An 18,279-nucleotide genomic window follows, 5' to 3' on the forward strand; every position below is an offset into this window, starting at 1 on the left:
GAGTGCTTTCGGCTCCCGGAGCAGCCTTCGCCCCGACGCGCGGCCCGCTACCACGCCGGCGACATCACCACGCCCCTTCGTCCTGGAGGGCGACTCGATCGGCGTGCCCACCCGCCCCGACCATCGGCGGCGACCTCCCCGGCTTGTCGCGTATCGCCGTGACACCGGCGACCCGCGGCACCGCCGGGGGCCCGCCGCCGTACTGCGGGCTCGGTGCGAGCTCCACCCAAGGAGAACAACCGCAACCTCACGAAAAGGACAGCGATGATCAGAGCAGTCGTGCTGACATTCAGCCTCCTCACGGTCGGGCTGGGCATCCCCCCGGCGCCCGCGGTGGCGGCCCCGGTCAGCAAGGATCCGGTGCGGGCCGCTCTCGACGGGGCGCTTGCCAGGGCGGCCGCGAAGGCCGGTGATCCCGGCGTCCAGGCGGTCGTGATGCGCGACGGCAAGCTGATCTGGTCGGCGAACTCCGGCAAGGCGGTCAAGGACCCGTCCTCACCGGTCACCGACTCGACGATGTTCGGCTACGCCAGCTTCGGAAAGATGATCTTGTCTGCGTACGCGCTGCGCCAGGTCGAGAGCGGAGTCCTGGCCCTGGACAAGCCGATCTCCACCTATGTCGGCAAGGACGTGCCGGGATCGGACGCGGTCACGCTCCGGATGCTGCTCACGCACACCGCGGGCTACCCCGACATGTACGACGACCCCAAGACCGCCCCCCTGTTCGCGGGGGGCGCGCAATACGATCCGAACCGGCCGTACACCTTCGCCATGCTGGCGCCAGGTATTCGCAAGCCGGTCAACCCCGGCAAGCGGTACGACTACTCCAACACCGGATACATCATCCTGGCGCACGTGCTGAGCAGGACGGCCGGTGGAGACGGGGCGCTCGAGCGCGACATCCGGCTCTTCCTCACGCGAGCGGGGGAGACGAGCGAGCTGCTGACCGCCGAGCGATCCCCGAGCGCCTTCCCCCGGTTCGCCCACGGCTACGACTACGAGAGCCCCGGCAAACCGATCGACACCTTCACCGACTTCGGCGCCAAGGGCATCCCCACCGACCTGTACGGCCTGCCGTTCGGGGACGGGTTGTTCGCCGGCACCGCGCTCGGCGGCGCCAAGTTCCTCGACGCGTTGTACGCCGGGAACCGGCTCCTGCGGCCCGACACCGTCAAGAAGATGATCACATCGTCGCCGCAGGCGGTGGCGGTGAACGACACCTACGGGATGGGCACCGAGCGCGCCCTGGTCGGCGGGCGGGTCTGGCAGGGCCACCCCGGCGCCTTCGCCGGCTTCACGTCGATGGGAGCGACCGACATGGCGCGAGGCGTGACGCTGATGGTCGTGACGAACCGGGACGGATCCGATGAGGACCCCGCGGGCACGATCTGGAAGGAGCTGGCCGAGGCATACACCTCCGTGACGCGCTGACGCCGCCGGATCCGCGTCGGCACGTCCTTCCGGCCACCCGGCGGCGGGTGCTGCTTCCCTCGCCGGATGGCCATGTCGATCACACCGAGCTCGCGGGCCACCGCGGCGACGGCACGCGCGCGGACCTTCCCCGGAATCCGCCTGCGATTCCGGGGAAGCGTCCGTCCCCGCGCACGAAACGCTGTCAGCGCCTCTTCAGCAGGAGCTCGGTGTTGCGGTCGCCCGGCAGGCCCGCCAGTGCGCTCTCCAGGCCCGGCGCGTTGAACGACAGCTCCCGGTAGAGCGCCGCCAGCCCGTTTTGCGACAGATCGGTCAAGTCGGTGCGGTGCGGCGCGGCCGACTCCACCAGCGTGGTGAACAGGGAGAGCGTTCCATCGTGGTTGTCGGCCAGCTCGATCACCCTGGCCAGCTGCGGGTAGTCGACGTGGGAGGCGGTGGAGACCTCCCAGAAGCCGCCATGCGGGACGATCTTGTTGCGGTGGGAGTGGCCGTTGATCCACGCGGCGACGTTGCGGTGCTTCTTCAGCACGGCCAGCAATTCCTGTCCGCTGTGGCGCTTGTCGTGCGGGCGGGCCGGGTCGGGGACGAGGTTGGTCATGGCCCAGCTCGGGTGGTGACTGAAGATCAGCGCGATGTCGTCGGCGTGGGTCTTCAGGGTCCGCTCCAGCCAGGCGAGCTGCCGGCTGCCGACCGATCCGCGGTAGTCGCCGCCGCGGTCGGTGGTGTCCAGGCTGATGCCCACGACGCCGTCGGCGATCCGGAAGGAGTAATCCAGCCGGCCGCTGTCGAGGTTGTCGCGGGTGTAGCCGTGGCCGACGGGGCCCGCGCCGGTGTACGCCGGGTCGAGGTGGGCGGCGATGTAGTCGTGCGGGCTCAAGGGGGCGCGGCGTTCGTCGGCGGTGACCGTGCGGGCCTTGGCCTTGTAGCGCTTCCATGCCTCGCGAAGGCGGGCGCCCGTGGGGTCGGGGCCCTGGCGCAGCGCCCGGTAGACGGCGGCGGCCTCGGAGGCGGGCAGGGTGAACAACTTGCGTGAGCCGGTGGCCAGGTCGGCGAAGAAGCCGCCGGCGGCGGAGTAGGCGCCGCCGAAGAGCTGGTCGTGGTTGCCGATGGTGGAGTACCACGGTACGGCCAGCCCGGGGCTGCTCACCTCGCGGATGGCCGCCTCCAGGAAGCCGTCCAGGCGGGGGAAACCCGCCCGCTTGTCGATGTCGCGCACGCCGGACCCGGGCTGCCAGTACAGGCCCAGGCCGGAGTCCTGCACGCCCTCATACGCGCTCGGGTCGCCGGAGTTGGGGGTGAAGCGGCCACCGGTCATCGCGGTCAGGAACCACTCCAGCTCGATGCGGGAGTTGTTGTCGGTGTTGTCGCCGGTGGTCATGACGAACCCGATGGGCGCCCGGGTGGCCGGGCCGTACCGCAAGGTGTTGACCTGTTCGATCAGTGAGACGGCGCCGGCGGCGGTCAGCGCTTCCTGCGGGCGCCAGGCGCTCACGGCTCCGGTGCGCAGGAACTCATAGCGCTGCGGGCTCTGCACGTCGGTGATGTGCAGGTCGGTGAACTGAACGAAGCAGGCGAGCGCCGTGCGGCGCTCGGCCCTGCCCTTCTTGGCCTCGGCCAGCTCGGTGCGTGTCACCCGCCGCCAGCCGGGGCCGTCGGCCAGCCTCCGGTATCCGGCGGCGCCCCGAGGACTGGCGACGGTGTGGACCGTGGTGGCTGTGGTCGTCGTGGTCGTGGTCGAGGAGGTGGCCGGGGTGGAGGCGAGTGCGATCTCCAGCCCGAGGCCCGCGGCGGTCATTCCGGAGGTGAGTAGGAAGGCGCGACGGCTGAGGACGGGATCCATGGTGCTCCCCAGTGATGGCGTCGAGGCGAAACGTCCACTGGGGATGCTTGACACCGGGAATGACTGCCGGCCTAACAAGGCTGAAACGCCGTACAGCCATCTATGGCACAGCCGGGCTCTATGTGGTAAAGCCATCCCGCGGCAGCGGGCCGGCTACCTGCCGCTCGCCCGCCGTTCACGGGGGCGAGGTCAGCGTCGCGCCACGACGGTCAGCCGCGTGGTCAAGTCGCGCTCGCCGTAACGGACGGTCAGCCCGGCCACCTGCGGGGCGAAGGTCTTCTTGCCGCAGTCGTCGTCGCCGCACCGAAACCGCTGCACCTGTAGATGGAGCACGGTCTCCCAGCCGCTTTCAGCGGTGCGTGCGCCGTGCGGCTGAGCTTGTCTCTCGCCGCCGTTGGAAGACATCCACCACCGCTGTCAGGAAAGGACGAAGAGCTGTTGCTTTGTCCAAGTCATGCGCATGCCGATTGTCGCGGATGTCCAAAGTCTGGCGGGAAAACGTGGACCTACGCTGTGTTCTCACTCACCAACGAGGTGTGAAACCCCCCTGCAGTCGGAGGTAGCACGATGACCCGATTCAGTGCTGATGATCGTGCAGCACTCGATCCCCATGCCGGTGCGGGGATCAGCCGGAGATCCGTGCTCGGCATGCTCGGGCTCACCACGGCCGCGCTCGGTATGCCCGCACTGCTCACCGGATGCGGCGGTGCCGCTGCTCCGGCCGGTTCCGCATCGGCGCCGGGACGTCTGCGCTGGGTGCTCGGGCAGAACGTCCCCACTCTCGACGTGGCGAAGTCGGCGGGCGCTCCCATCCCGCTGCTGGCGCTGTCGCACGAGACCTTGGTGCGGCTGGACAAGGACCTGAGCATCGTCCCGGTCCTCGCGGAGTCGTGGGAGCAGCCCACTCCGACCAAACTCGTGTACTCCCTGCGGCAGGGTGTCACGTTCTGGGACGGCACTCCGCTTACCGCGGAGGACATCGCATTCTCGATCACCCGGCACCTCGACCCCAAGGTCGGGTCGCCGATCGCGTCCCTGCTCTCGAACTACAAGGCGGTGGAGGTCACCTCGCCGACCGAACTGACCATCACGCTGTCGCGCCCCGATCCGGCCGCGAAGTACCTGACCGCGAGATGCGCGGTCACCCCGAAGGCGTACTCGGAGCGGCTCGGTGACCAGCTCGGCATGTCGGGGCCGGAAGTGAAGACCATCGGCACCGGACCGTACCTGATCAAGAGGTTCGACTCCGCCGCCGGCATCGAGTACGAGGCGAACCCGTCGTACTGGGGCGCCAAGCCGCGCTACGGCTCCATCGCCATCGACTTCGTCGCCGACGCCAACGCGCGTCAACTCGCCGTCCGCAGCGGCAAGGTCGCCGGGACCATGGATGTCCCGGTCGTCGCCATCCAGGACTGGCGGCGGCTGCCGAAGACCAGCATCATGTCGTCTCCGCCGCTGATGTCGGCCTTCCTGGCGCTCAACGTCAACCGCGCTCCGTTCGACGACATCCACGTCCGGCGCGCCCTCGCCCACGCGGTCGACCGAGACGGCTTCGTGAAGGCGTTCCTGCACGGAGACGGAGCACCGGCGCGTGCCGTCCCACCGCCGGCCCAGTGGGCGAACCTGGCGGACGAGGCGACGGTGCGGCGGGTCTACGACTCCCTGCCCGCCTACGACTTCGACCTCGCGAAGGCGAAGGCGGAGCTGGCGAAGTCCAAGCACGCTGGCGGCTTCTCGGCCACCGTGCGTTTCCCCGATGCCAACCCGCATCTCGGGAAGGCCCTGGTGAGCCTGGCGCAGACCGTCCGCACCCTCGGGATCCAGCTGACGGTTCAGGAGGCGCCGATGACGGACTGGCGCTCGCAGCTGATGGATCACCAGCATGAGATGAACATCATGATCCTGCGGCCCAACTACCCGGACCCGGCCGACTTCCTCAACCTGCTGCTCCCGAGCAATGCCGCGGCCAAGGGGCAGTACAACATCGCGGAGTACCGCAGCACCGAGGTCGACGAACTGATGGCCGCCCAGGCCGCCGTCGAGGGCGAGCGAAGGGTCGACGCCATGGCCACGCTGCTGGCCCGGGTCAACGAGGATCTGCCGTACATCCCGCTGTGGTGGGAGGCGTCGTCGATGGCCCTTTCCGACGACTTCTCCTACGACGGTTACTCGACCCTCTACTACGACCAGGAGTGGGCGGACAACGTGAGGCCGCGGGCATGATGAACAGTCGTCGTACGCTCCGGGACGGCGGTGCGTGGTGAAGGCCGTCGTCGGCTACGCGGTGTCTCGGCTCGCGCTGATGGCCGGCCTGCTCCTCGTGGTGTCGTTCGTCGTCTTCTCGCTCACCTACCTGGCGCCAGGGGATCCGCTGGACGCGATCGCGGGGAACTTCCCCCGTACGCCTGAGGTCACCGCGGCGCTCACCGCCCAGTACGGCCTGGACCGCCCGTTCCACGAGCAGTACCTCTCGTGGCTGGGCCGCGCCGTGCAGCTGGATCTCGGTGAGTCCATCATGACCCGGCAGTCGGTGCTGGTGGAGATCACCGAGCGGATGGGGGTCACCCTGTTCCTCAGCGCCTACGCCTTCGTACTGGCGGTGGCGCTGGGAGTCCCGCTGGCGGTCCTCGCCGCGACCCGCCCCCGGACGATCTGGGACCGCCTGGCCGTTACCGTCTCGGTGGTCGGGGTGAGCGCGCCCGCGTTCGTCACCGGGCTCGTGCTGCTGTACCTGTTCGGCGTCCGCTGGCCGGTGTTCCCCATCTACGCCGCGGGCGACGGGTTCGCGGACCGGGTGGCCCACCTGACCCTGCCCGCGGTCGCGCTGGCGTTCATGGCTCTGGGACTGATCGTGAAGTTCACCCGCTCGTCCCTGCTGACGGTGCTCGACCAGGACTACATCACCTTCGCGCGGGCCCGAGGGGTGCCGCCGCGCCGAGTGTTGCTCAGGTACGGCCTGCGCAACGCGCTGGTTCCGGTGATCACGGCCCTGGGGCTCGTCCTGATCGGGATGCTCTCCGGCAGCGTGTTGATCGAACAGACCTTCTCGCTGCCCGGCGTGGGCGGGCGGATGGTCGAGGCGGTGACGTCGACCGACATCCCCATGATCCAGGGCATGGCACTGCTCATCGCCGCGACCGTAGTGCTGATCAGTCTGCTGGTGGACCTCGCGTACTTCGCTGTCAGCCCCGACCTTCGACGGAGGTTCCGCTCGTGATCGAGCCGCAGACTCGCCGCCGCGCGCGGAGCAGACGGATCCCACTGCTGGTGCTGGGTGCGGTCGTCGTGGTGCTGGGCGGCTTCGCCATGGCCGCCTTCGGAAGCGTGCTGGCGCCGCACGACCCTTACGCCGACAGTCTCCAGAACACACTCCTGAGCCCCTCGTCCACCTACTGGCTCGGTACGGACGATGCCGGGCGGGACGTGCTGTCCCGAGTGCTGGTGGGCGCGAGGCTCGCGGTGCTCGGCCCGGTCGTGGTGGTGATCGTGTCGGCTCTGATCGGCACTCTCTTCGGGCTGCTGGCCGGCTACCACGGTGGCGTCGTGGATTCGGTGGTGATGCGAGTCACCGATCTGCTCTCGTCGCTTCCGGCCCTGCTGGTCGCCGTCGTGCTCACCGGGGCACTGGGGGGCGGATACGCGGTCGCGGTGGCAGTCACCTGCCTGTTGACGATCGCGGTCGACATGCGCGTGGTGCGAGGCGCCGCACTGGAGGTGCGGCAGAAGGCGTACGTCGCCGCCGCGATGACGCTGGGGCTGGGCAAGTGGCGGGTGATGTTCGTGCACATCCTGCCGAACGTGGTGGGCCTGGTCGTGGCGAACGTCTTCCTGAACCTCGCGCACGTCCTGGTGGTGCTCGCGGCCCTCTCCTTCCTGGGCCTGGGCATCCCGCCCGGGGCCGCCGACTGGGGGCGCATGCTCTCCGAGAACATCGCACTGCTGCAGAGCCAACCCCTGGCGGCCATCGCCCCCGGCGCCGCACTGGTCCTCTTCGCGGTCTCCATGAACCTGGTCGGCGACTGGGTGTTCGACACCATCAGCAATCGGGAGCGGTCATGACTGTGGCGATACCGGGTTCGGGGCCGGATTCGGGACGAGCTCCGGTGGGCGTCCAGGGCGAGTCGCTGCTGGAGGTCACCGGTCTGCGCGTCGGCGTCGGGAGTGACCCGACACTGCGGCCGCTGCTGCGCGGTGTGGACCTGACGGTCGCCCGGGGCGAGGCGGTCGGCCTCGTCGGCGAGTCCGGCAGCGGAAAGTCGATGCTCGCCCGGTCCGTGGTGCAGTTGCTTCCTCGCGGACTGTCGATGGACGGCTCGATCACCTACCAGGGACGTGAACTGGTGGGTGCCCGGGGAGCGGCGCTGCGCGCGCTGCGCGGCCGGGAGATCTCGCTGATCTTCCAGGACCCGTTCACCATGCTGAACCCGACGATGACGTGCGGCGACCAGGTGGTCGAGTTGGTCCGCGACGAGAACGGCCGCCGCCTCACCCGCGAACGCCGCCGCGAGGAGGTGGAGCGACGCCTGCGCGAGGTGGGCATCCGGGACGCTTCGGTGGCCGACGCATACCCCAGTGAGTTGTCCGGGGGCATGCGGCAGAGAGTGGGCATCGCCGCGGCGCTGGCGCTCGACCCGAACCTCGTCATCGCCGACGAGCCGTCGACGGCCCTGGACGTGACGACGCAACGCGAGATCCTCCGTCTGCTGCGCGGGCTCCAGCGTTCCCGGGGCATGGGGCTCATCCTGATCACCCATGACCTGCGGCTGGCGTTCTCGATGTGCGACCGGCTGGCGGTGATGTACGCCGGCGCCGTCGTGGAGGTGGGAGACGCCCGCGATGTCGCGGAGCGGCCGATTCATCCGTACACGATGGGACTGATCAGTTCAGAGCCCCCGGCTGACCGCCGGCTGGTGCGGATCGGTGCCATCCCCGGTACGGCGGCCCGAGCCGATGAGCATCCGGAGGACTGTGCCTTCGCGCCGCGGTGCGCCTGGGCGAGCAGCCGGTGCGGCGCCGAGCTTCCAGTGCTGACGCCTGTCGAGCCGACACGTTCGGTGGCCTGCCTGCGCGTCGACGAGTTGACCGTCGAGCTGGAACGTGCCCGCACCCAGATGCAGAACGCGGCATCGGTCGAGGTCGAGCAGTCGGCTGCGGGGCAGTCGCTGGTGCGGGTGCGCGAGCTCCGCAAGACCTACGGTTCCGCGCGAAGGCAGGTCGTCGCGCTCGATGGGGTGGACATCGACATCTCCGCCGGAGAGTCGGTCGGCATCGTCGGCGAGTCCGGCAGCGGCAAGAGCACGCTCGCGAAGTGCCTGCTCGGGCTGGAGACCGCGGACGCGGGATCGGTCGTCCTCGACGGGGTCGACGTCTCCGACTACGCCCGCCTGGATCGGCGGGACCTGGCCACCGCCCGACGTACGGTGCAGATGGTCTTCCAGGACCCGCAGTCCACGCTCAACCCCTCGTTGTCGATCGGGGCGGTCCTGGCCGAGGCCGTTCGCGCCGGCGGCGTACGTGACGGCGTGCCGGATCGCGTGGCGGCGCTGATGGATCAGGTCGGGCTACCGCGGACGCTCGCCACGCGTAAGCCTCGGGCACTCTCCGGCGGGCAGCGACAGCGGGTCGCCATCGCGCGGGCCCTGGCCGTCAACCCGAAGCTCGTGGTGTGCGACGAGGCGGTTTCCGCGCTCGACGTCTCGGTTCAGGCGCAGATCCTCAACCTGCTCAACGAGCTGCGGTCCGAGCTCGGCATCTCGATCGTTTTCATCACTCACGACCTCGCTGTGGTGCGCCAGGTGACGGACCGGGTGTACGTCATGCGGCACGGCGCGGTGGTCGAGGGTGGTCCTACCGCGGACGTCCTGGATCGTCCGTCTCATGAGTACACGCGGCTGCTGCTGTCCGCCGCCCCGAGCCTGTCCGCGGACTGGCTCGGCATCTCCGAGGAGGCGAGTGCCTGAATGCGAACCAGTCCCGAGGTCGAGGAGCTGATCCGGCGTGATACGGCTCGCATGGTCGAGGACCTCAGAGAAGCAGCGCGGATCCGGTCGATCTCGTCCTCTCGTGATCCGCAGCTGCGGGACATGGCCCGGTGGATCGCCGCCCGGCTCGGCGGCCTCCTCGACCAGGTGGCCCTGGTCCCGGTGCCGGGCGCACCCGATGCGGTGCTGGGGCGCGCCTCGGGGCGAGGGGACCGGCGTGTTCTCCTCTACTCCCACTACGATGTCCAGCCGACCGAACCAGATGATCAGTGGCGGCATGACCCCTTCGAGGGCGTGATAGAAGACGGCTCTCTCTTCGGCCGGGGCGTCGTCGACGACAAGGCGGACATCCTCGCCCGCATCCACGCTCTGGAGATCTGGCGGGCGCTCGGCCGCGAACTCCCGTGCGACCTGGTCTGGTTGAGTGAGGGAGCCGAGGAGATCGGCAGCCCCGGCCTCGGGGAATTTACCCGTGAACATCTGGCCGGGCTCGGCATCGACGCATGCCTGTGGGAGTCATATCTGCGCGGGGAGGAAGGCGAGCCCGAGCTCGTCTTCGGATGCCGTGGTCTGGTGTACGTCGAGCTGCGGCTGCGCACCCTGAGCGTCGACCAGCACTCGTCCTTCGCGGCCATCCTCCGGTCCGCGACGGCCGAGATGGTACGCGCGCTGGCCGGCCTGACCGACGAGACCGGACGATGTGTGATCGCCGGTTTCCACGACGGCATCCTGCCCACGGAGCAGAGGGCGCTCCAACTGGTCGAGGAAGCGCCGCTGCCGGCGCTCTCCGCGGCCAGTATCGGGGACGTCCCTCCGCTCCTCCCGGGGGACGAGCGTGAGCTGCGTCACCGGTTCGCCCTGGAGCCCACCTGCAACATCGCGGGCATCAGCGGTGGTTTCACCGAGCCGGGAGTGCAGACCGTCCTCGCGAGCGAGGCGACGGCGAAACTCGACTTCCGCATCGTCCCGGGCCAGGAGCCCGGTCGCGTGGTCCGGCTGCTGCGTGAACACCTCGAGAAGCAGGGGTACGGGGAGATCTCCGTCCGGGAGATAAGCCTCGTCCCGCCACACCAGAGCAGACTCGACTTCCCGGTGGCCGAGGCCGTCGAGCAGGCCGCGCGCGAAGTGATGGGGAAGGATCCGGTGATCCGGCCGATCATCCCGGGCACCGGCCCGCTCGCGCTCGTGGCCGGTGTGCTCGGGGTGCCGGTGGTCTGCCCGCCCGGCGCCTTTCGTATGTCCAGCCTGGTCCACGCGCCAAATGAGAACCTGTCCATCGCGGACTACCTCGACGCGGTCCGGTTCAACGTCCGGCTGCTCGAGCTGCTCTGATCTGGCGCGTCCTGGACACGGATGGCGGGTCAGCCCGGGTTGCGGCCGGTGCCGGGCCGGCAGGGGTGCGCCAGGAACCGGCGATCGAGGTCGTTGACGTCGGCGCAGCCCAGGAGTTCGAGCGTGTTCTGGATCTCGTGGGTGAGCATGCGTAGTACCGCACTGACGCCATGCCGTCCGTCCGCGGCGAGACCGTAGAGCCAGGGGCGGCCGATCAGCACCGCGCGTGCCCCGAGTGCGAGGGCCTTGACCACGTCCGCTCCGCGCCGTACGCCGCCGTCGATCAGGACCTCGGTGGAGGTTCCCACGAGTTCGTCGACGACGCGCGGGAGGGCCTCGATCGTCGCCTGAACGCCGTCGAGCTGGCGGCCACCGTGGTTGGAGACCACGACGGCGGCGGCGCCGAGCTCGTGTGCCCGTCGCGCGTCCGCCGGCGTCATGATGCCCTTGACCGCGATCGGCCCCCTCCACTGGTCCTGGATCCACTCGAGGTCGTCCCAGGTCTGGCTCCGGTTGAACAGGTGCCCGAACCAGCCGGCGACCCCGAGCGCCCCGGTCTTCGGCACCGCGCCGAGCCCGGAGATCGTGCCCAGGCGGATGCCGGGCCCCTGTCTGAACCGCCACCCCCAGCCGAGGTGGCTGAGCACGTCCACGGCGTTCCGCATGTTCACCCGCGGCGGGACGGTCATGCCGTTGCGCAGGTCGCGTTCCCGGATGCCGGCGGTCGGCGTGTCGACGGTGAACAGCAGTGCCCGGGCGCCGGCCTCACGTGCCTGGGCGATGACCTCCTCGGTCAGGGCGCGGTCCTTCCAGGCGTAGAGCTGGAACCACAGCGGCCCCTCGGTGTGCTTCACCACCTCCGCCGCGGAGAAGCTCGAGGTGGTGCTCATGGTGAATGCGGTGCCGTGTTCGAAGGCGGCGGCCGCGGCACCGCGCTCGGCACTGGGGTGTACCAGCGCGGGCATGCCGGTGGGACCCAGCACGACGGGGATGGACAGCGGAGTGCCGAGCACGGTCGTCTCCAGCCGAAGGGCGGACACGTCCACCAGTACCCTGGGCGCGAATCGGACGTCGGCGTACGCGCTCAGGTTCGCGCGGGCGCTCACCTCGTCTCCGGCACCGCCGTCGACGAAGTCGAAGACCATGCGGGGCAGCGCCGCTCGGGCGGCCGCTCGCGCGTCGTGGAGGTTCGTCCACCGGTCGGACTTTCTGGACAATTCGAACTCCTGTCCTGCAACTGGATAATGCTGGTATCACGGGTGTCGGGGAACGAGGCGCATCCCATGCCGGCCCCCGAGGTAGCGTCCGTCGCGCGCGACGACTCTTCCTGCGAGCATCACCCAGGCGATTCCTTCCGGGGATCGTATGGGGTCGGTGTACGTCGCAGTGTCCTGGACGGTGGCGGGATCGAAGGCGACGAGGTCCGCCACCATTCCCGGACGCACGGATCCTCGATCGACCAGGCCGAATGCGGCGGCGGGCAGCGATGTCATGCGGCGTACCGCGTCCTCGAGGGTCAGCAGTCCTGTCTCACGCACGTACCGTGACAGCACGCGGGGGAACGTGCCGAACTGGCGGGGATGGGGCAGGCCGCGCGCCCCCGGTGGGAGGCCGTCGGAGCCGATCATCGTCTGAGGGTGGACGAGAGCCGTCCGCAGATCGCTCTCGCACATCGAGTGGATGACCATGCTGATCCGCAGATGTTCGGTCAGCAGCAGGTGGACCAGGGTGTCGGCGGGCTCTCGCGCCAGCTCGTCGGCGATGTGCCGCAGGGACTTGCCGTCGTGCTCGCCCCGCGAGGAGGACGCGATGACGATGTTCTCCCAGCCGGAGCCGAACGCGAGGTTCTCCCAGTCGTCGCCATCCCGTGCCAGGTCGGCTCGTAGGCGCTTCACCACGTCGGGGTCCTGGAGTCGACGCAGGACCTGCTCCGTGCTCCCGTCACGGACCCACGGCGGCAACAGTGCGGAGAGGACGGTGCTCCCGGCGGTGTACGGGTAGACGTCGTGGCGGATGTCGTGTCCCTGCCGCCGAGCATCGTCGATCCGAGACAGGACCTCCGGCATCGCGCCCCAGTAAGGGCGGCCGGCCACCTTCAGGTGCGAGATGTGCACGGCGCGACCGGTGTGCCTGGCGACGGCCAGGGCTTCCTCCACGCTCTGGCGGAGCTGGCGACCCTCGCCGCGAACGTGGGTGGCGTAGACGCCTCCCGCGGGGAGCTGGGCGACCAACTCCGTCAGTTCCGCGGGAGGGGCGAACATACCCGGGTCGTAGATCAACCCGGACGAGAGGCCGAAGGCGCCCGCGTCGAGAGCCTCCCTGAGCAGGTCGCCCATCGCGGCCAGCTCCTGCGCGCCCGGCCGGCGCGCGGCGCGCCCGGCCGTGCCCACCCTGAGCGCGTGGTGCCCCACCAAGGGAGCGACGTTGGTCACGTACCCGAGCTCGTCGGAAAGGACGAGGAGGTCCGTGAAGGAGGGGCTGCTCGGGGTGCCCGGCGGAAAGAAGCGGGCGACGAGTTCTGCGAGTTCCCCCCGGTGGGTGGGGAGCGCGGGACCCAGGCTGAAGCCGCAGTTGCCGACCACCTCCGTGGTCACGCCCTGAAGGATCTTCGAGGTGTCCGCGTCCTCCAGGAAGGGGGCGTTGTCAGCGTGCGAGTGCACGTCGATGAAGCCGGGAGCGACGACCATTCCGGAGGCGTCCAGCACCTCGAACGGGTCCGGTGGCACAGACCCGGGTGGTTCGACACCGGCGATCAGGCTCTCCTCCACCACGACGTCCGCGGGAAACGGGGGACGGCCGTCGCCATCGAGGATCACGGCACCGGTGATCAGCACGGGCGTTCGGTTCACGAATCCTCCAGGGGACGCTGGCTGCCGAGGGGCCGGTTCTGAGCGGCGCGATCGCCGCGAACGCGTCAACGCTAGGAAGGACGAGATGTCGCGGACCTCATGCGGTCCAACGAATCCAGGTGTCCCGAGTCTGTGGGATCACACGACATTCGCCGCCTATCCACCCCATAAGGTCGGCGGGATAAGACCGGCGCAGTGACCGTGTCCTGTTCGCCTGACAACCCGTATGGGAGTAGCCGTGTATCTCCACCAGGCCATTGCGCGCACTCTGCGTGACCATCTCGATGCGACGACTCTGTTCGGTGTGATCGGCGAAGGGAACCTCTACCTGGTCGACAGCTACCGGGGACTTCCGGGAGCCCGGTACGTCGCGGCCGCACACGAAGCGGGTGCGGTTCTGATGGCGAACGGATACGCCCAGGTGTCCGGAAAGGTCGGCGTCGCGACCGTGACGCACGGGCCCGGCCTCACCAACACCGTGACCGCGCTGGTCGAGGCGGTCCGTAACCGGTCGTCGGTCGTGCTCATCGCGGGTGACACCGCTGCCGACGACTCCAGGAACGTCCAGAACATCGACCAGGCGGCCGTGCTCGCCGGCACCGGGGCGACGCTCGTACAGGTCACCGACGCCGCGCAGGCTCAGACCCAGCTGGTGGCGGCCTGCCGACGTGCTCTGGACGAGCGGCGTCCGGTCGTCCTGAACCTGCCCGCCGACCTGCAGTGGTCCCAGGTCGAGCAGATGCGCGACCTCCCGCCCCAGCGCTCCGCCGAGTCCCCGGGCGTGGCCGAGAGCGAGCTGAACGACGCGCTGGGCCTGCTGGCCGCCGCGCGACGGCCGGTTCTGCTCGCCGGGTCGGGCGCCGCGAATCCGCGTGCCAGGCAGGCCGTCATCCGGCTCGCGGAGCGTCGGGGGGCGCGGCTGGCGACGACCCTGAAGGCCAAGGACCTCTTCCGCGGACATCGCGCGGACCTGGGAGTCTGCGGGGGGTATGCGTCGCCGGAAGCTGTGGCGGCGATCAGCAAGAGCGACTGCGTGGTGGCCTTCGGCGCGAGCCTGAACGACTGGACGACGGAGCGCGGGGGCCTGTTCGGCTCAGCCCGGGTGGTGCAGGTGGATATCGACCCGACGAGTTTCGGGCGGCACCTGAGTGTCGACGTCAGCCTCCTGGGCGACAGCGCCGATGTCGCCGCGGAGATGCTCGCGTTGCTCGAGGACGCCGAAATCGAACCGAGTACGTTCATCGACGAACCTCCGGCAGAGGCGAACGGTCCCGACGCGAAACGGCGCGGCACGGCTTCGGTACTCGACGGGGCGGCGGCGGTGTCGGCCATCGAGTCGATGGTGCCGCAGGAGCGCACCCTCGCCATGGACGCCGGCCGGTTCCTCTACCTCGCGGTCCCGGGGTTCTCCAATCCGCCGCTGAACGCGTACGTGCATTCGCTGAATTTCGGAGTGATCGGGATCGGGCTCGCCAACGCGATCGGAGCATGGTTCGCCGCTCCGCAGCGGCCGGTGCTGCATGTCACCGGTGACGGCGGATTCATGCTCGGTGGGCTCAACGAGTTCCACACCGCGGTTCGTGAGGGCGCCGACCTGATCGCCGTTGTGCTCAACGACGGTTCGTACGGCGCCGAGCACATCCAGCTGCGCAACCGTGAGCTGCCTGTCGACGTCTCGATGATGGCCTGGCCTGATCTGGCCGCCGTCGCGACGGCGTTGGGGGGCCACGGGGTGACCGTGCGGTCCCTGACGGACCTTGAGCGCGTCGAGGACGTGGTGCGGAGCCGGGTCGCTCCGGTGCTGGTCGACGTCCGTCTCGACCCGGACCACCTCAACACGTTCGTCAGCTGAACGCGGTCCGGTAGGCGAACAGGCCGGGGATCCCGCCGGTGTGCAGGAACAGGACGTTCTCCTGCTCGGAGAACCTGCCTTCGCGGATCCAGCGCAGGAGTCCGGCCATCGCCTTCCCGGTGTAGACCGGGTCGAGAAGAACACCCTCGGTCTGGGCCACCAGGCGCACGGCCTCGAGCATCTCCGTCGTGGGGACGCCGTAGCCGGGACCGAGCGAGAGATCGTCGACCGCGACCGTGCTGGGATCGATCCGGCGGTCGGTGAGCTGGGCGAGCGTCTCGGCGCTGAGGGCGGTCACCGCCTCGCGGGTCGCCTCCGCGTCACGGTAGACGCAGAAGCCGAGCACGGAGATGTCCGAATCGAGCGCGGTGAAGCCGGAGAGCAGGCCGGCGTGCGTGCCGGAGCTGCCGGTGGCCAGGACAACCCGGTCGACCGGTACTCCCGATGCGACGATCTCGTGGGCGCACTCGACGTATCCCAGCGACCCGGTCGCGTTCGAACCTCCGACCGGCACGACGTAGGGTCGATGCCCCTGCTCCTCGAGCGATGCGACAGCTCGATGCACCGCGTCGCTCAGGTCCTCGTCCGCCGCGACGGAGACGATGCGCGCCCCCAGCAGTTCGTCGAGGAAGACGTTCCCACAGGCGTCGTACTCGACATCCCTGGACAGCTTCCGCTGCAGCACGAGCGTGCACGCGAGCCCGCTCGCGGCCGCCGCCGCCGCGGTCTGACGGGCATGGTTGGACTGCACGGCCCCGCTAGTGACGAGTGCGGTCGCCCCCCGGGCCAGGGCATCGCCGACGAGGAATTCGAGCTTGCGCGCCTTGTTCCCGCCACCGGCGAGTCCTACGCGGTCGTCGCGCTTGATCCATAGATTCGGGACTCGATGCCCAGAGTCGGCCAGCGCTGCTTGCAGCCGAGAAAGCGGGTGCACCTCACTGGTGAGCGTGCCGAAGCGGCGTCGTGGACGACGGGTGAGTTCATGGAGGGACACAGGCGTTGTGGTCATGTCCCAACGGTCTACGAACGGCGTTGGACGCGGCGCTAGCCGATCCTCACAAGTCCTGATCGAATCTTGGTTCGATTCCACAAGTGGGGCGGAGCTACTCTGCTGCTCATGCCGACACGACGGATGGAGCCCTCGGGCGCGCGGATCGGTCAGATCGTTGACGACCTCGGTCTGATCCTGACAAGGGTGCTGCTCCCGAGCGACCTCGCAGGACGGCTCGTGGAGAGCGCCGAGATCTTGGAGAGCGGAAAAGACGGCGAGTTGCCGCCTCCGCGCTCGCTCGTGCTCGGCGTCGGCGTGGAGCCCGGCGACCTGACCTCGGAATTCGTCGAGCGGTTGGCCCGGCATGACGTCATCGCACTGCTCGTACGGGACGGGCAGGACATGCAGCAGCGCTTCCGCGATCTGGGAGGGCGAGCGCCGATCGGTCTGCTCGCGGTGGATCAGCAGGCCTCCTGGTTCCACGTCGCGGGTCTGGTTCGTGAGCGCATCTCGATGGGCGCGTTGGGGCTGGGCCACGCCGAGGACGCGAGCCAGTCGTACAAGGACCTGTTCCAGATCGCGAACGCGGTGGGCGCACTGATCCGGGCACCGCTGATCATTCAGGATCTGGACTTCCGGGTGCTCGCTTTCTCCCAGCACCAGGAGGACGTGGACCGAGCACGGGCGGCCACCGTCCTGGGGCAGTCGCTTCCTGACGAGTATCGCCGCATCCTGGACGAGGTCAACGCCATCGGACGGGTCTACGAGAGCGCCGGGCCGGAACTCATCACCCTGGGTCACGGGCTCCAGTCCCGTCTGGCCGTGGCCGTCCGCTCGGGAACCGACATCCTGGGATCGATGTGGGCGGCGGTGCCGGGGCCTGTGGACGCCGCTCGCGTTTCGGCGTTCGCGGAGGCCGCCAGTGTGGTGGCGCTCGCGCTGCTGCGACGTCGTGCCGAGGTCAACGCCCGGAAACGGATCCGCAGCGGACACATGGCGACGATGCTCTCCGATCAACACGCGGCGCCCGACGCGCGGGCGCGCCTTGGGTTGGCCGCGCGTGAGGTGGTCGTCCTCGCGGTCGCCGTCGATGAGCTGAAACGCTCCTTCCCCGACGGTCTGCAACGTCTCGCCAGCGCGCTCGACCTGCACCTCAGCGCTGCCGAGCAGCTCGCAGTGGCCGCGGTCATCGATGACGCCGTCTACGGTGTGGTGCCGACTCAGCCAGGGGCTCCAGGAACGTCCGCGGCGCTCAGGATCGCGCGCGGCTTCCTCAACCGTATGGGGCTGCCCGGTCTGCGCGTCGGAGTCGGGCGTCCCGCTCGCACGACGGAGGGGATACTCCGATCCAGACGCGACGCCGAGGTGACCCTCGCGTCGATGCGGGCGACCGGCGACCCCGAGCCGGCCCGGTCCTTCGAGGAGGTCGTGCTGGGAGCGACCCTCCTCAACGTGCGGGAGTACTACGTGCAGCAGGAGATACCGATACCGAGCGGGGCGGTCGCCGCGATCTTGGAATACGACCAGCGGCATCACTCCGACATGGTGGCGACACTCGCCGCGTACCTCGGTTGTCTGGGAGACGTCGCCGAGACGGCGCGGCGTCTCAATGTGCACGTCAACACGGTGCGGTACCGGTTGCGTCGGCTGCGGGAGGTGGCCGGACTCGACCACACGGACCCCGACCAGATGTTCCTCGCCGGCCTGCAGCTGCGCCTGATGGACATCGCGCACCGCGACCCCATTCCCGGCCAGGCGCAGTAACCGTCGCCGAGCGGACCTGCGAGAGATCTGGGCGATCGCCGCGAGCGACGAGCAGATCGCCGCGGTGGTGCGGGAGTTCTTATCCACCGCATGAGATCCGGGCGCCGCCGATGCCCGCTGCTTCGTCAAGTTCTGACTCGACACCCGTAGAACCCAGGCGCTCCGGTTTCCGACCCGCGTCGATGGAGACGGGCCGCCCCACCACGTAGGGTCCGGCCATGAGCGGTAGAGACGTGCGC

General features: G+C 69.4%; 14 protein-coding genes. 8 read left to right on the top strand and 6 right to left on the bottom strand.

What is annotated here, in order from left to right; translation table 11 throughout:
* Window positions 1-64: 64 nt before the first annotated feature.
* A complete protein-coding gene (locus tag AWQ68_RS43100) occupies window positions 65-226 on the bottom strand; it encodes a hypothetical protein (protein ID WP_157546211.1) in 162 nt (53 codons plus the stop codon).
* 38 nt (window positions 227-264) lie between these two features.
* Here AWQ68_RS43100 and AWQ68_RS35065 point away from each other — a divergent pair, with 38 nt between their 5' ends.
* Window positions 265-1,431 carry a serine hydrolase domain-containing protein gene (locus AWQ68_RS35065; protein ID WP_066949313.1) on the top strand — a complete coding sequence of 389 codons (1,167 nt, stop codon included), beginning with the start codon at window positions 265-267 and terminating at the stop codon, window positions 1,429-1,431.
* A gap of 184 nt (window positions 1,432-1,615) precedes the next feature.
* Here the strand turns inward: AWQ68_RS35065 and AWQ68_RS35070 are convergent, their stop codons facing one another.
* Together AWQ68_RS35070 and AWQ68_RS43105 are read right to left on the bottom strand one after the other, a co-directional pair.
* Entirely contained in the window at window positions 1,616-3,271 is a 1,656-nt protein-coding gene (locus AWQ68_RS35070; RefSeq protein ID WP_066949316.1) for a TIGR03767 family metallophosphoesterase, read from the bottom strand.
* 189 nt (window positions 3,272-3,460) lie between these two features.
* Entirely contained in the window at window positions 3,461-3,676 is a 216-nt protein-coding gene (locus AWQ68_RS43105) for a hypothetical protein (protein WP_157546214.1), read from the bottom strand.
* 243 nt (window positions 3,677-3,919) lie between these two features.
* On the opposite strand from AWQ68_RS43105, the gene AWQ68_RS35075 reads away from it, so the two are divergent.
* Genes AWQ68_RS35075 through AWQ68_RS35095 form a run of 5 tightly spaced genes read left to right on the top strand, consistent with a single transcriptional unit; the run spans window position 3,920 to window position 10,584 of the window.
* Window positions 3,920-5,494 (top strand): ABC transporter substrate-binding protein, encoded by a 1,575-nt coding sequence (locus tag AWQ68_RS35075; RefSeq protein WP_245656408.1) that lies wholly within the window; start codon window positions 3,920-3,922, stop codon window positions 5,492-5,494.
* 34 nt (window positions 5,495-5,528) lie between these two features.
* The gene (locus AWQ68_RS35080; RefSeq protein WP_218007173.1) at window positions 5,529-6,488 is read left to right on the top strand and encodes an ABC transporter permease; all 960 of its coding nucleotides are present in this window, start codon (window positions 5,529-5,531) and stop codon (window positions 6,486-6,488) included.
* On the top strand, window positions 6,485-7,330 hold the full coding sequence (locus AWQ68_RS35085; RefSeq protein WP_066949322.1) for an ABC transporter permease: 846 nt from the start codon (window positions 6,485-6,487) through the stop codon (window positions 7,328-7,330). The genes AWQ68_RS35080 and AWQ68_RS35085 overlap by 4 nt, the downstream gene beginning before the upstream one ends.
* Window positions 7,327-9,231: a dipeptide ABC transporter ATP-binding protein gene (locus tag AWQ68_RS35090; protein WP_084464748.1), complete on the top strand. Its 1,905-nt coding sequence runs from the start codon at window positions 7,327-7,329 to the stop codon at window positions 9,229-9,231. Before AWQ68_RS35085 ends, AWQ68_RS35090 begins: the two co-directional genes overlap by 4 nt.
* Window positions 9,232-10,584, top strand: coding sequence for a M20/M25/M40 family metallo-hydrolase (locus AWQ68_RS35095; RefSeq protein WP_066949325.1), 1,353 nt, complete (start codon window positions 9,232-9,234; stop codon window positions 10,582-10,584).
* Between the two features lie 29 nt (window positions 10,585-10,613).
* Here the strand turns inward: AWQ68_RS35095 and AWQ68_RS35100 are convergent, their stop codons facing one another.
* Window positions 10,614-11,801: an alpha-hydroxy acid oxidase gene (locus AWQ68_RS35100; RefSeq protein WP_066949327.1), complete on the bottom strand. Its 1,188-nt coding sequence runs from the start codon at window positions 11,799-11,801 to the stop codon at window positions 10,614-10,616.
* Between the two features lie 36 nt (window positions 11,802-11,837).
* Window positions 11,838-13,433 carry an N-acyl-D-amino-acid deacylase family protein gene (locus AWQ68_RS35105; RefSeq protein ID WP_066949329.1) on the bottom strand — a complete coding sequence of 532 codons (1,596 nt, stop codon included), beginning with the start codon at window positions 13,431-13,433 and terminating at the stop codon, window positions 11,838-11,840.
* A 226-nt stretch (window positions 13,434-13,659) separates the two neighbouring features.
* Between AWQ68_RS35105 and AWQ68_RS35110 the strand changes: the two genes are divergently transcribed.
* Window positions 13,660-15,285: a thiamine pyrophosphate-binding protein gene (locus tag AWQ68_RS35110; protein WP_066949332.1), complete on the top strand. Its 1,626-nt coding sequence runs from the start codon at window positions 13,660-13,662 to the stop codon at window positions 15,283-15,285.
* On the opposite strand, the gene AWQ68_RS35115 is transcribed toward AWQ68_RS35110, so the two are convergent.
* Window positions 15,278-16,294: a D-cysteine desulfhydrase family protein gene (locus AWQ68_RS35115; protein ID WP_066949335.1), complete on the bottom strand. Its 1,017-nt coding sequence runs from the start codon at window positions 16,292-16,294 to the stop codon at window positions 15,278-15,280. The genes AWQ68_RS35110 and AWQ68_RS35115 overlap by 8 nt on opposite strands.
* Before the next feature lie 108 nt (window positions 16,295-16,402).
* On the opposite strand from AWQ68_RS35115, the gene AWQ68_RS35120 reads away from it, so the two are divergent.
* Window positions 16,403-18,040: a PucR family transcriptional regulator gene (locus AWQ68_RS35120; RefSeq protein ID WP_084464749.1), complete on the top strand. Its 1,638-nt coding sequence runs from the start codon at window positions 16,403-16,405 to the stop codon at window positions 18,038-18,040.
* The last annotated feature ends 239 nt before the right edge of the window (window positions 18,041-18,279 follow it).

The organism is Microtetraspora fusca, from assembly GCF_001570365.1.
Lineage (GTDB): Bacteria > Actinomycetota > Actinomycetes > Streptosporangiales > Streptosporangiaceae > Microtetraspora > Microtetraspora fusca.